Raw genomic sequence first — 15,161 nt, 5'->3', positions numbered from 1 at the left:
TATGAATAAATATATTGTGAAAATAAAAAATTTAACGTTTAGAAGAGCTCTTAATAAAGTTATTAGTTTAATAAGGGAGATTCCGTTAAGGGTTAGTATTAGTACTATAGAGAAAACAAATGAACATATATATGAAGATTTGGATGGATTTTTAAATGATTTTCCATATTCAAATCAATGTGATTATTATAAAAAAAGTGATATGTATATTGGTATAATCACAGATGAATTTATGTTTAATTATTATAAGGATGCTGTTAATTTAATGGCTATAACACCTGATAACTATAAAGAATTAATAGATCAGAAAAAAGTAGATTGTTTACTGTATGTTAGTTGTTGGCATGGAATGGTTGATGATGAATGGTATGGAGAGGAAAGGCACAAAAAAATATGTGATGTTTTTGATTATGCTAATAAACAAGGAATTCCTACCATATTTCAAACTATAGAAGATCCTATAAGTTATGATAGATTTTTACCTATAGCAAAAAATAGTAAGTATATTTTTACTTCTTGTGCTGAGGTAGTTGAAAAATATAAAAGTGATACAAAAAATGAAAATGTATATACTCTTGAATATGGTATTAATCCATTATTTCATAATCCTGTAGGTTTAAGAAGGAAAGAGAAGTTTTCTGGTAAGCTTCCTAAAACAATGTTTGCAGGGAGTTGGATGGATGTTTATAAGCAACGTTGTCGTGATATGCGTATGATTTTTGATGGTATATTAGATAGTGGAGAAAGCTTATTAATAGCTGATAGAAATATAAATGTTAAACTTCCAGGATACAAATATCCAAGAAAATATTATGGACTTACTGTACCTGCAATAGAACATGAAAAGTTACAAAAAGTACATAAGCTTTTTGATTTTAATATTAATGTTAATACTGTAAAAGATAGTAAAAGCATGTGTGCAATGAGAGTATATGAGCTTCAAGCCTTAGGTTGTATTATGTTATCTAATTATGCACTTGCTGTCTCGGAAAATTTTCCGGGACTTTTCATCGTTAATAATAAAGAAGAAGTTAAATATATTTTAAATGGATATTCTAAAAAAGAACTATACAGAATGCAAGTTGATAATTTAAGAAATGTTATGACTGATTGCACTGTATACGATAGATTAAATTATATTTTTGAAAAATGTAACATTAACGAATTTTTTGAAAAAAGAAAAGTTGCTGTTGTTTGCTTTAAAGAAAGTGAACAAATTAAGACTATGTTTGATAGTCAAACTTATAAAAATACGACATTAATATGCCTTAAAGATTATATTGAAAATAAACAAGCATTAGATGACTTGAAAAAAACATTTGAATCTTACGATTATATTGTACCTTTTTGTGAAAAATATAATTATGGAAGATATTATATAACAGATCTTATAAATGCATTTAAGTATGTAGATACACCTGTTATTACTAAAAATGATTCATTAGACTTTGAACAATATAATTTCGCTAATTGCACTACTTCAATTTATTTATCTGCATTAAAAAAATATGTGTTTGTAGAATATATTTTAAGTGTTATTGAAGAGAATAAACTTGAAGATATTGATAACTTGAATATACAAAAACAAATGTTTTTATTAGACGGTTTTGGTGTTGAAACCAGTGATGATACATCTATAAAAAAAGAAGATCAAGAAAAAGAACTAGCTGTAATTGTGCCTGTTTATAATAACGGTAAATATTTAATAGGTAGATGTTTTAGAAGCTTACTAAGAAGTAGTATATTTGATAAAATGCAAATATATTTAGTTGATGATGGTTCTACTGATACAAAAACATATGATATAATTGATGAACTTTCTAAAAGATATTCTAATGTGACAACATATTATTTTAATGATGGAGGCAGTGGTAGTGCCTCTAGACCAAGGAATAAAGGTGTTGAAATATCAAATGAACCTTATATTACTTATCTTGATCCTGATAATGAAGCTATTAGTGATGGATATGCAAAACTATTAGAAAAAATAAAAGAATATAACTGTGATATGACATTTGGAAGTATTCTCACGGTTAAAAAAGATGTGGAAAAGATGGGTTTTTTATTTAAAGATAGCTATATAAAAAATCCAAAACAAACCTTAATAAAAGAAAAATTTAGACCTCAAAGTGTACAAGCTTGTGTTATAAAAAGAGAGTTAATAGAAAAAAATGAAATAGAAAATGTAGTAGGCTCATATGGTGAGGATACTTTGTTTTTTTATGAATTAATACTTTGTTCTAAAAATATTTTTTATCTTGATTGTCCAATTCACATATATTATGCAGAAAGAACAGACTCTTCAGTGAATAAAATTAACAAGAGATTTTTTGAGAAATCTTTTATACTTGAAAAAGAACAAGTAAAGAAATTGGAAAAATATAATGTATTAGATGAGTACAAAAAAAAGAGATTAGATTATTTTTTTATTAACTGGTATTTAGAAAAGTTAAAAATTGTAAATTGTGAAGAAAGGAAGCAATCTTATATTATCTTAAAAAATATAATAGAGTTATATGGAAAAGATATGAAAGATTATATTAAGCAAGGAGAAGATTTTTAATGAGAGCAATAAGAGAGTTTAAACAGTATTTTAATTACGCAAAATATTCTGCTATTGCAGAATTGAAAACTCAAGTGGCAGATTCGTATCTTGGATGGGTATGGTGGATACTTGATCCATTATTATTTATGTTAGTATATAGTTTTATGACTATTTATATTTTTAAAAGCAATATAGAACATGTATGGTTATTTGTATTTTCAGGCATAACTATTTGGAACTTTTTTAATAGTACAGTTGCAAGTTCTATAGGCGCTATTAGGTCTTATTCCTCTGTAATACTTAAAACATATGTGCCTAAAATAACAATTATTTTTATGATTGCAACAGTTAACTTAATAAAAATGTTTATTTCTTTAGGTATTTGTATTGTAAGTTCATTTATAGTGGGGGTTGATAATCCTCTATTTATGCTGAATATTATACCTTTGCTTATTACGTTCTGTATTTTTACATATGGAGTATCTCTTATATGTGCATTTATAGGTATATATATAGCAGATTTTAGCAATGTTATGCTTGTTATTTTAAGATTTTTATTTTATTTGTCAGGGGTATTTTATAACGCTGATGTGTTTTCTGGGGTATTACAGAAAGTTTACAACATGCTTTGTCCAACAGGTTTTATTATTTCACAGTTTAGAAGAGCATTAATGCTTTCTCAACCTATGGATTATTTAGGAATGCTTTATTGGGCAATTATAGGAATAATTTTTATAGTTATAGGAACTAGTTTATTGTATAAAAAAGAAAATGAATTTATGAAGGTGATATAGATGGATACAAGAACACCAATTATTACTTTAAAAGATGTTGTTATAAAATATAGGAATACAAAACCTATGGGATATAGATCTTTTGTAAAAAAATTTATCAAAAAAGAAAAAGATATAACTTCTAATAATAATCTTTTTACAGCTGTAAATGAAGTTTCTTTCAAAATGTATAAAGGTGAAACTATAGGTATTGTAGGCGCAAACGGATCTGGTAAAAGTACTTTGCTTAGGGCTATTGCTGGTATATATGGTATTGATGGAGGAATTCTAAGAATAAATTGTGAGAGACTTTCTTTACTTGCTTTAGGGGTAGGCTTTCAAAGCAGGCTTTCAGGAAGAACAAATATTTATCTCTCTGGCTATGCTATGGGTTTTAGCAAGAAAGAAATTGATGAAAAGCTTGATGAAATTATTGAGTTTTCTGAGCTTGAAGAATTTATAGATCAACCTGTAAAAACATATTCAAGTGGTATGTATTCAAAACTGGCTTTTTCAATAAGTGCTATGTTATCAACAGATGTAATGCTTATTGATGAGGTTTTAAGTGTTGGAGATATTAGATTTCAAAAGAAAAGTTCAAGAAAAATTTTAAGTATGATAAATGATTCTGAAAGAAGTGTTATTATCGTTTCGCAAAGTGTTACTAGACTCAAAGAAATATGTAATAAAGTTTTATGGTTAAATAACAGTAGGCAAATGATGTTTGGAGATGCTGCTGAAGTTTTGGATGAATATGATAAGTTTATGAACGGAGGAAATGAATGAAAAAGGTAATGGTTGTATTTGGGACAAGACCTGAGGCTATAAAGATGTGTCCCGTTGTAAAAGCTTTAAATAAATCTAATAAATTAGAAACAATTGTATGTGTTACAGGGCAACATAGAAGTATGTTAGATATGGTTCTTGACACTTTTAATGTTACTCCTGATTATGATTTATCTATAATGAAACAAAATCAAACTTTATATGATATTACTTCTGCTGTAATGATAAAAATGAAAGATGTTTTAGAAAAGGAACATCCTGATGTTGTATTGGTTCATGGAGATACAACAACGACATTTGCAGCAGCTCTTGCATGTTTTTATATGCAAATACCTGTAGGTCACGTAGAAGCAGGACTTAGAACTAATAATATATATTCTCCTTTCCCTGAAGAATTTAATAGACAAGCAGCTGGTATTATTGCAAAATATCACTTTGCTCCAACACAAGCTGCAAAGCAAAATTTATTAAATGAAGGAAAAAATGAAAAAGATATTTATGTTACGGGTAATACAGGGATAGATGCTTTAAATACAACCGTAAATAAAGATTATCAACATGAGCTTTTTGATTGGGTAGGAGATAGTAAGTTAATAATGCTTACTGCTCATAGAAGAGAAAATATAGGTGAAAATCTACATTCAATGTTTAAAGCTGTAAAAAGAATTGTAGATGAATTTGAAGATGTAAAAGTAATATATCCTGTACATTTAAATCCAAAAGTTCAAGATACGGCAAAAGAGGTACTTGGAAGTAGCGAAAGAATAAAATTAGTTAATCCTATGGATGTTATTGATTTCCATAACTTCTTGAATAGAGCATATATGATTCTTACTGATAGTGGCGGAATTCAAGAAGAAGCTCCTTCTTTAGGTAAACCTGTTCTTGTTATGAGAGATACAACAGAAAGACCTGAAGGCGTGGAAGCCGGAACACTTAGATTAGTTGGTACAAAAGAACAAGATATTTATGATAATTTTAAACAGCTTTTAACAGATAAAAGTGAATATGAAAAAATGAGCATGGCTAAAAATCCTTATGGAGATGGAAGGGCAAGTGAACGTATAGTAAGTATACTTGAGAAGGAGTTATAGTAAATATGGATGAAAAATTGTTAGATAGAATAAGTCAAGCATATAAAGGTGAGCTTGGAGAGTCATCAATGGATGATGCAAGAAAAAGAATAGACTGGATGTGCAGTAAAGTAAAAGGTGAATCAGTTTTAGATGTAGGATGTTCCCAAGGAATAACATCTATATTGCTTGCTAAACAAGGAAAAAATGTAACGGGAATTGATCCTCAACCTTCAAGAATAGACTATGCAAATAAGGAAAAGGAAAATGAAAAATTAAGTGATAATTTAACATTTATTTGTGATGATTTTTTAGCTCATGATTTTGAATCAAAGTTTGATTGTATTGTTATGGGAGAAATTCTTGAACATTTATTTAATCCAATTCTTTTTTTAGATAAAGCAAAAGATTTATTAAGTGAAAAAGGTAGGCTTATTGTTACTGTTCCTTTTGGAATAAATCCTTTCCCTGATCATAAAAGAACATATTATTTTACAGAATTATTTAAACAAATAAATGAAAGAGTATGTATAGTTGATGTTGTATTTTTTGGAAGTTGGATAGGCTTTATCGCTGAAGCTGACAAAAAAGAGTGTGATATTGAGATAGATACGAATTTAGTTGAAAAAATTGAAAATGCTTTTTTTATTGTTGATGAAAAAAATCATCAACATATAAATATGTTAAAAGATAAAATAAATTATTTCCAAAATAAAATTGAAGATATGAAAGTAGATTTGCTGGATTGTAAAGGAAAAAATAAAGATTTAAATTCTGCAAATGCTCTTTTAAGTAAAGAAAAAGATATTTTAGAAAATAAATTTAAAGATATGAATGATCTTGCATATTCTCAAAAAGTTGAAATTAAAACTTTAAAAATAAGAATTAACGAATTAGAGCAAGGTTATATTGGATGTAAAAATGCATATGATGGATTGCTACAATTAAAAGGAATAAAAATATGGAGAAAGTTAAGAGCTTTACTTAGAAAACCTTATAATCCATATGTATCAAATGTAAGAATAAGCAATAAAAATTTAAATTCTTTAAATAACACTGCAAATAAAAAAAAAGTAATTAGCTCTTTTGAAAAAAAGCAAAAATACGAGCAAGAAAGTATTAATAAAGACTTTTTTAATTCTATAGAGGATTTAACATCAAATATTAAAGAAAGTAATGGAAGTAGTTATTATAATAAATCAAATATGAAAGTAGGTATTATTACCGATGAGTTCATGTTTAATTATTATAAGGATGCACTTGATTTGGTATATATTTCGCCTGATAACTATGAACAAGTTATTGAAAATGAAAATTTAGACTTTGTTCTATTTGTAAGTTGTTGGCATGGAATGTATGGAAGAGAAGATTATTACGGTGCTGATAAGAGAAATAACGTTTGTAAAATAATGCAATTTGCAAAACAAAAAGGGGTAAAGACCGTATTTCAAACGATAGAAGACCCTACAAACTATGATTTCTTTATAAAGATTGCTAAAGAGACAGATTATATTTTTACATCAGATATGAATATGATAGAAAAATATAAAGAAGATACAAAAAACGAAAATGTATTTTATTTAGGATACGGGATTAATCCTCAGTTTCATAATCCAATAAGTACATTTAATAAAAGAAAAGAAAATAAATTTAAAAATAGTGTTTTCTTCGCTGGTAGCTGGGCTGAGAGATATCCTGATAGATGTCAAAATATGCAAATGCTATTTGATGGTGTAATAAAAAATGAAAATTCAAATTTAATTATTGCTGACAGAAATATGAATATTGATGGGTATGCATATCCAGAAAAATATTCAAAATATATTATTCCACCAATTAAACATGATATTTTACAAAAAGTTCATAAACTATTTGATTACACTCTTAATTTAAATACTATTACCAATAGTCCAACAATGTGTGCAATGAGAGTTTATGAAGTTCAGGCTATGGGAAGCTTACTAATATCAAATTACTCTTTAGCTTCTAGTAATACATTCCCTGCAATTTTTAATATTACAGATTCAAATGAAGTACCTGAAATATTAAAAGGATATTCTACTGAACAAATTATTTCAATGGAATTAGAAGGCATTAGAAATGTATTTAGCGAATACACTGTATTTGATAGATTAAATTATATTTTTGAAAAAATAAATATTGATTACAAATACGAAGAAAAAACTGTTTATGTTCTTTATGATAAATTAACAGAAAATATTCAAAAATCTTTTGATCAACAAAAATATAATAATAAACAGTTGATTAGTATTGAAGATGCTTGTAATAAAAATATTAGTACAGGTTATTTTATAGTATTTAACGATAAGGAATATAATGAAAATTATATATTGGATTTAATAAACGCTACAAAATATACCAATACAGAATATGTAAAATACTGTGATTATACAGATTATGATAGAGCTTTTGAATATTGTAGTGATGATAATAGTAAAGAAGAAACTATGTATGATTGTTCAAAAGTTAATATAAATGAAATATTAAAATTCGATAAAAAACTTCAAAGTGGATTTAGTATTCCTTATCATTCACTACATGAAGATAATACTGATACTGAAAAAGAGCTTTCTGTAATTATTCCGGTATATAATAATGGTGTTTATTTGAGAAATAGAGCTTTTAGAAGTTTAAGAAGAAGTAGTATATTTAACAAAATGCAAGTTTATCTTGTAGATGATGGTTCTGATAAAGAGACAATAGACCAAATTAAGCAATTAGAGAAAGAATACAGTAATGTTACAACATACTTCTTTAATGATGGAGGAAGTGGAAGTGCTTCAAGACCTCGTAATAAAGGTTTTGAAATTGCAAAAGAGCCTTATGTAACATATCTTGATCCAGATAATGAAGCTATAAATGACGGGTATACTAAGTTGCTTGAAAAACTAAAAAGTGAAGATGTTGATTTTGCATTTGGTAGTATAAGTAAAATTGATGATTCTGTTAAAGAATTAGCTTTTAGATATGAAGATATGAAAATAAAAAATCCTAGAAAAGAGCTAATCAATAATAAATTCAAGACTAATAGTATTCAAGCTTGTGTTATAAAAAGAGAGTTAATTGAAAACAACAAGATAGAATCTCCTGTTGGTGCAATTGGACAAGATACAATGTTTTTCTATGAGCTTATGTTGAATGCTAAGAGTGTATACCATATGTATATTCCTATTCATATATATTATGCACAAAGAGCTGCTTCTGTTGTAAATACAATAAATAAATCATTCTTTGAAAAAAGTTTAATAATGGAAACTTATCAAGTAGAAGCATTGAAAAAATATGATATCTTAGATAAATATAAACAAATAAAATATAATCAGTTCTTTAAAGGTTGGTATTTAGAAAAACTTAAACATGTTAGAGAAGATCAGAAAGAATACTGTGAAGAAATACTAAATAAGATAGCATTATTATACGGACTATAGGAGGGGGATAATGTATTATATATTTGCATCTTCAAAAAAAGTTGATTTAACACCTATAAAAAATATGAATAAAGAATCAATTTCTTGGTGTGTACCTAAAGATTTTGAAATAAGTGAAGAGTATCATTATAACTTAAAAGGGAATAGAATTTTCGATTGTTATAGTTTTACAGAAGGAATTAAAAAAAATGTGGATGAAAATCATGACCAATTACATTTCTTTCATGGATATTTATTACGCAAAGAAGGTATAGATGATATTTTAAGAATTGACCCTGAAAAAAATTATTATGGCGTTTATTCACATGGGAAAATAACACATGAAAGTTGCTATTTCGCTACTGATGAAATTGGTCTTTCTCCTTTATATTACTCAAGTGAAAATGGAATAGTGTTTGTTTCAAATAATCCTCATTTAATAGCAATATATAAAAGAAAATTAGGTTTTGAAATAAAAGTTGAACCAACACTTGCAGTATGGCATACCATTGGAATTACAAATGAATCAAATAATACAGGGTATGCAGGTATATATAGAGTAAAACCTTGGAGATATATTTTTGTTGATGTTGAAGATAATATTTTATTTCCAACAAAAGAAAGACTTGGTAAGGATAATTCTTATGAAGATTTGGTATATGAAAGTATAAAAGAACTTAGAAATGGAATGGAAACAATTAATGAAATTTTTGAGAATAAACATTCTCAATTAACGGGAGGTTTTGATTCCAGACTTGTTATGGCGTATATAATAGATAATGGTAATTGTTCTGATTGGGATTTTACTACTAAAGGTACTATGAAAAATCCAGATTGTATTGTGGCTGATATGCTTGGTAAACAATTTGGTTTAAATTATAAAATAGAGCCGAGAAAACATTTTAAGGAAAAAGTTGATGATATTGACGGTTATGTAAAAGATATTTGTATGGCTAATGCAATGGAATCTAGTTTAGTTCGTTTAAATAACTTCCAAGGAATGCGAACTAATGAGGTTTGTTTAAACGGAATGGGTGCAGTTTTTGCAAAATCACTAGACTTTGCATCGTCTTTTAAAATTTTTATGCAAAGAAAATTTAGAGGGCAAAATATAGATTTTGATAATTTAACTGATGAACAATATAACCAAGGTTATGATTGTTTTGGTCATGCTGATGTGGATAGATTCTTTCTAAAAGAAAGCGGACTTGATGTTGTAAAGGAATTTAGAAAATATTTATTTAAATTTAATTATAATAGATTTCAAGATAATATGAATTATGCTGATGCAATGAGTGCATATAGATGGAGAATTCATAACTGTAATTTAGCAACAATGGAAAATAATCTTATATTTTTATATTCACCTATAGTATTAGAGGCAAGTAGAAAGTTAGATTATCATTTAAGAAATGAAGGTAAATTATATTTTGATATGATGTGGAGATTGAATCCTGAGCTTTGCTTTATTCCTTTTGAAAACAGAGTGTATAATCCGGATTTATATAAAGAATTCCCTAATGAAATTAAGAATATATTTAAAAATATACCTCCAGTTACAGGTGATATAACTTCAGAAAGTCAAATTACATTTTTTGATACAATCTTACCAATTATGAAAGATACATTGGTTGATTCATTGCCTAGTGAAATATTTGATTATATTAATAAAGACTCTGTAATAGAGAGACTAAATAATAATGATGGTTTTGGTAAACCTGTTTTTGCATTAATGGGGTTATATGGAATATCAAAATGGTATGAAATCGTAAAAGATTTAAATGAAAAAATATAAGAGGATATTTATGAAATATGTATTAAAAAGTAAAGATATTATAGGGTTTCCTAAAAATTATACTAAAGATGCTTGTAAAAATTTATTAAGTGGGAAGTTGTTTGTTGATGCAGGTTTTGATGAACATATGGATTATGATATTGATTCATTAGACTGGAATGTTAATTATTCAAAAGCACCTACTACTCATCAATTGTATTTACAAAGTTTAATGCCTGTGATCTATCTTGCAGGTGGTTATATCGAAGAACATAAAAAAAAGTATTTAGCATTAGCAAATAAATTTATTAATAGTTGGTATGAATTCAGCTTAAGTGCAGAAAGTGAACATAATGAATATATATGGGATGAACATGCTACTGCATTAAGAGCAGAAAGTATATTAAGTTTTCTTCTTGTTTGCAGGGAAAATCGTTATAAAGTAAACTTTGAATTTCTTGAGAAAATTTTAATAGATCATGCAACATGGTTGAGTAATATAGATAATTATCAAGCTGGTACTAATCACGGTGTTTTTGAAAATAGAGCATTAATGTATTTAGGTTTTGCTTTTGATAATAAAGAGTATATTAATATTTCAAAAGAAAGAACTTTATCTGAAGTAAAGCATCTTTTTACAAGTGAAGCTATAACAACAGAAAATTCATTTACGTATCAACGAATAAATAAAGATTTATTTCTTGATATTGCACTAGTTTTACAGTCTAAAGAAGACGATATGGGTAAAAAATTAATGCAGTTAATATATGATGCAGAAGACTTTATGGGATATACAATAAAACCAGATGGTTTTAGTTCTTCTTTTGGAGATACAATAATGTCTTCTTTCATTGGAAATAAATACTTAAATGAAGATAGTGTTTTCGCATTGGCTTGTAGCGGTGGTGAAAAGGGTAGTGTTGAACCTGATAACATTAAATTTTATCCTAAGTCTGGATATTTCATTGGTAGAGAGTTTTGGAATAATAAAGGTCATGGAGAATTAAAATACAGCGATGCAACATGGTTGCTTTTTAAAAGTGGGTTTAATAATATTACACATAAACAAGCTGATGACAATTCCTTTGAACTATATTCTAGAGGATATGATATTTTTGTAGATTGTGGTATGTATAATTACATGTATAGAAATCCTATTAGAAATTATGTAAGAAAATCAAATGCTCATAATACTGTTGTAGTGGATGACCAATCTTATAATTTTTTAAGAACAGACTTAATGCATAGATGTGGCATGATTTATAATGAAGAAAATAATGGTGCAGGTTATGTTGTTGGATTTAATTATATGTATCATGGTGTATATATGATTAGACATTTAATTTATTTTAAAACAACAATATTTATCCTTGATGAAATAAAGAGTAAGCAACCTCATAAGTATTCTCAGCTGTTTCACTTAGGAAAAGATTTAAAAATCCTAAATTTATCTTATGATAAAATGTGTGCTAAGATAGGTGATACAAATTATTATGTATCAATTAATCAACATAACAAACAAAATATTTATTCAGAATTATTTAATGGAGAAATGAATGAAATAACAGATGATGTAAACTGCATACAATACGGGATAATGTCACAACAATTTAATGAATATGATAATATTAACACTTTAATATTCAATTCATATAAGGATAATTATCAATTTATTACAGAAATAAATATTGACAATAAAAAAGATGTTGTAAATAATGTTGATTATGATGCAAAAAAAAGAGTAGCTAAGATTATTAAAGATGGTATAAATATAGAATTTCAATTAAAAACAGAAGAGCAATTAAAGGGTAAATTAGCAAATAAACTACTTCTTGATAATTTTCATATAGATATATCAAATAATATTTTGACAATAAAAGATATGGAACAATATAAAGAAGATTATAAATATGCTTGGTATGTTTTTGATGAAACAACAAGAACATATATTTTAAAACATATGTATGATGAGAGCTCTAGTAGTCTATTATTAGATTTATCTACAATTGAAGCTAAATGTTTCAGTGTAAGTGTATTTATTTTTAATGAAAATAATGGGGATAAATGTTCTCAAAAAATAGGACGTTTTATCAGAAATGATAATAATAAATGGCAATATGAAAGAAATTATGAAACTGATGAACCTTTATTTGAAAAAAATAAACAGTTATACATTAAGGAGATATTAGTTCAGCAAAAAGGTAAAATATTTAATCTTGAAGTTGTAGGAAATAATATTGAGCAAGTTGCATGGTATATATTTAAAGATGGTGAAAAAATAGATGAAATATGGTATGAAAATAATTTAACATATAGTTATAAAGCTACTGAAAAAGGGAAATATTACTTTAAAGCTTTTGCAGTTCATGGTGATAAAAAAATAGTAAAAGCAAGTTCTTATTTTGAAGTAAAATAATATAATATTTTTATATATAAAAAACGAAAGAGAATAATCAAAATGAAAAAAAATAATAATAATGATAAACAACTACAAAATACTTTTTCTACTGTAATATTTTTAGATTATATGACTAATTTTGAAACATCGCATCATTTTTTGCAGCCAACTTATTTTAAAGATGAGCTTGGAATAACAGATATGAGAGATTTTCAAAAAAAATTATTAAAGAATGGTTTAATCAAGTTAAAGGATACTGATACATTTTGCCTAACAGAAAGTGGGAAAAAAATGTTAGATGAAAATATTGATTATGTAAGACTATTCAATATGGCAATCCCTTATATAAGTGTATTTGATTATGAAATAGAAAAAGAAAATATGCAGGATAAATCTTTTGAAGATATTTTATTAGTAACATTAGAAAATAAAATTAATCAGAAGAAATCTGATGAAGAATTTAATATTGTAGTAAAATTACATTTTGAGATAGCTCAAATAAGTAAGAGTTTAGAAAAAAATAAAAGAGCTTTATATAATTATATAACCGTTTTGTATTATCAGATTAGCGGAAAGGAATATTATAATTATATTGAAAAATGTTTTTCAAATGAATTGGGTGTACAACAAACAAGAGATATGTGGAAAGGTTTGTACATACAAAATGAAGTTGTTAGAGCTGTTAAAGAATTGAAAGATGAATTTGAAGAATGTTTTATCGATGAGATTTATGAAAATAATGAATTGAAAATTCATTTATTTACAAAAGAAAAATTTAAGTTATTTATAAATAGTATTTTAGAAGATGAATTTGAAGATTCATACTGGCAAGGAGAACTTCATAAAGCTTATTATCATATATTTGATGAAATTAGTAATCGTAAATAAAAATCTGTGCTTAGCACAGATTTTTTATTTTTTTATTTTATTTAATAATGAAAGTAATTCTATTTTATTATTCAAACTCTCATTTTCAATTACTTTATCAAGCATAAAATTAAGAATTTCTCCAATTTCTTTGCCTTCATATCCAAGTTCCATAAGGTCTTTGCCTGAAATATCAAGGTCTTTAATACTATAAGGTTGTTTTTCTTTTATGATTTTTTTTGTAAGAGTTAAAGTTTCATTGAAAATCTTTATATTGTTTTTAACCAATTCTTGATTTTTTGCACTATCATCGGCAATTCTTACTTTAATTAAATCAAAAAACAAATCTTCGCCTATTTTGTTTAACATTTTTTTTATATATTTAGGTTCAGGTGCCATATACTTATCATGATTTTCTATTAATGTAAGTATTTTATGTTTTGTGTTATTGTCGAATTTAAATTCATTTAGAATTATTTTTGACTTTTCCCGGGAAATATCGGCATGATTGTAGAAATGGTCAACATTGTTTTGATCTGTTGTCTTAGTATATACTTTGCCTATATCATGTAGAAGCATTGTCATTTTTAAATGAAATACATTATCTATATTGTTAAATGTATTGTAAATATGTTCTCCAACACTTCTCATATGATATTTATTATTTTGATATGTATTAAAACAATCTTTTATTACAGGGAATAAAGTTGTAATAAATTCCATTTTGTTAATATCCATACCGCTTTCAAATATTTCTTTAAGCTCAGGTATGATTCTTTCTTTTGCAATGTTATTAAGTAAATTCATGTTTTTTAACATTGCATTTTTTGTTTCTTCTTCTATTTTCCAATCATATCTTCCTGCGAATCTATATGCTCTTAAAATTCTAATTGCATCTTCTTCAAATTTTTTATCCTTGTTTCCAATTGCTCTTATAATACCTTTTTGTATATCATTTACGCCACCGTATAAATCTATTAGTTTTTTATCATTATTATAAGCCATGGAATTTATTGTAAAATCTCTTCTGTATAAGTCTTCTTCTATTGAAGATAAAAATATAACACCTTTTGGTTTTCTGTTATTTATATACTCTTGCTCTTTTCTATATGTGGTTATTTCAAAAGGTATCTTATCTATTAAAACAGTAACGGTTCCGTATTTTATTCCCGTTAATATTGTTTTGTGGTCCTTGAATGTTTCTATTATTTTCTCTGGCTTTGCATTTGTTGTTATGTCATAATCTTTTGGCGTTTTTCCTAAAATTAAATCTCTGACACATCCGCCGACAATAAAGCCTTCAAATCCGTTTTCTTTTAATTTATTTAAAATATATTCTGCTTTTGTATCTATCCTTAAATTCATAATATCCACCTAAGTGTATTTTAACATTTAGCCTAAACATTTTAACAGTAGTTTTGTAAAAATTAATAAATTTATTTCTTGATGAATGATACCGTTTAATGATAAACTATGAATAGCATATTAATTTAAAGAGAGGTACGTTGAATTGAGAA

9 protein-coding genes are annotated in these 15,161 nt (G+C 26.3%); 8 read left to right on the top strand and 1 reads right to left on the bottom strand.

What is annotated here, in order from left to right:
• Position 1: 1 nt before the first annotated feature.
• The 8 genes from V2W16_RS06775 to V2W16_RS06740 are packed head-to-tail and all read left to right on the top strand — an operon-like array spanning position 2 to position 13,665.
• On the top strand, positions 2–2,563 hold the full coding sequence (locus V2W16_RS06775; RefSeq protein WP_329383453.1) for a glycosyltransferase: 2,562 nt from the start codon (positions 2–4) through the stop codon (positions 2,561–2,563).
• Complete coding sequence (locus tag V2W16_RS06770) at positions 2,563–3,339, top strand: ABC transporter permease (protein WP_329383450.1); 777 nt, start codon at positions 2,563–2,565, stop codon at positions 3,337–3,339. Before V2W16_RS06775 ends, V2W16_RS06770 begins: the two co-directional genes overlap by 1 nt.
• Positions 3,340–4,104, top strand: coding sequence for an ABC transporter ATP-binding protein (locus V2W16_RS06765; RefSeq protein WP_329383449.1), 765 nt, complete (start codon positions 3,340–3,342; stop codon positions 4,102–4,104).
• Complete coding sequence (gene wecB, locus V2W16_RS06760; protein WP_329383446.1) at positions 4,101–5,198, top strand: non-hydrolyzing UDP-N-acetylglucosamine 2-epimerase; 1,098 nt, start codon at positions 4,101–4,103, stop codon at positions 5,196–5,198. The genes V2W16_RS06765 and wecB overlap by 4 nt, the downstream gene beginning before the upstream one ends.
• Positions 5,199–5,203: 5 nt before the next feature.
• Positions 5,204–8,626, top strand: coding sequence for a glycosyltransferase (locus V2W16_RS06755; RefSeq protein WP_329383443.1), 3,423 nt, complete (start codon positions 5,204–5,206; stop codon positions 8,624–8,626).
• 10 nt (positions 8,627–8,636) lie between these two features.
• On the top strand, positions 8,637–10,400 hold the full coding sequence (locus V2W16_RS06750; RefSeq protein ID WP_329383441.1) for a hypothetical protein: 1,764 nt from the start codon (positions 8,637–8,639) through the stop codon (positions 10,398–10,400).
• Positions 10,401–10,410: 10 nt separating this feature from the next.
• Positions 10,411–12,795, top strand: coding sequence for a heparinase II/III family protein (locus V2W16_RS06745; protein WP_329383438.1), 2,385 nt, complete (start codon positions 10,411–10,413; stop codon positions 12,793–12,795).
• A 42-nt stretch (positions 12,796–12,837) separates the two neighbouring features.
• Complete coding sequence (locus V2W16_RS06740; protein WP_329383435.1) at positions 12,838–13,665, top strand: hypothetical protein; 828 nt, start codon at positions 12,838–12,840, stop codon at positions 13,663–13,665.
• Positions 13,666–13,689: 24 nt separating this feature from the next.
• Here the strand turns inward: V2W16_RS06740 and V2W16_RS06735 are convergent, their stop codons facing one another.
• A complete protein-coding gene (locus V2W16_RS06735) occupies positions 13,690–15,009 on the bottom strand; it encodes a CCA tRNA nucleotidyltransferase (RefSeq protein ID WP_329383432.1) in 1,320 nt (439 codons plus the stop codon).
• Positions 15,010–15,161: the final 152 nt, after the last annotated feature.

The organism is Anaerofustis butyriciformans (assembly GCF_036289385.1).
Lineage (GTDB): Bacteria > Bacillota > Clostridia > Eubacteriales > Anaerofustaceae > Anaerofustis > Anaerofustis butyriciformans.
Note: the sequence above shows the minus strand (reverse complement) of the source record. Positions and strands in the feature narration are given on the sequence as shown.

Bases quoted from the DNA above. Each gene is read 5' to 3' on its own strand.
- wecB (WP_329383446.1), top strand. From the start codon at position 4,101: ATGAAAAAGGTAATGGTTGTATTTGGGACAAGACCTGAGGCTATAAAG.
- V2W16_RS06740 (WP_329383435.1), top strand. From the start codon at position 12,838: ATGAAAAAAAATAATAATAATGATAAACAACTACAAAATACTTTTTCT.
- V2W16_RS06745 (WP_329383438.1), top strand. From the start codon at position 10,411: ATGAAATATGTATTAAAAAGTAAAGATATTATAGGGTTTCCTAAAAAT.
- V2W16_RS06765 (WP_329383449.1), top strand. From the start codon at position 3,340: ATGGATACAAGAACACCAATTATTACTTTAAAAGATGTTGTTATAAAA.
- V2W16_RS06755 (WP_329383443.1), top strand. From the start codon at position 5,204: ATGGATGAAAAATTGTTAGATAGAATAAGTCAAGCATATAAAGGTGAG.
- V2W16_RS06775 (WP_329383453.1), top strand. From the start codon at position 2: ATGAATAAATATATTGTGAAAATAAAAAATTTAACGTTTAGAAGAGCT.
- V2W16_RS06750 (WP_329383441.1), top strand. From the start codon at position 8,637: ATGTATTATATATTTGCATCTTCAAAAAAAGTTGATTTAACACCTATA.
- V2W16_RS06770 (WP_329383450.1), top strand. From the start codon at position 2,563: ATGAGAGCAATAAGAGAGTTTAAACAGTATTTTAATTACGCAAAATAT.
- V2W16_RS06735 (WP_329383432.1), bottom strand. From the start codon at position 15,009: ATGAATTTAAGGATAGATACAAAAGCAGAATATATTTTAAATAAATTA.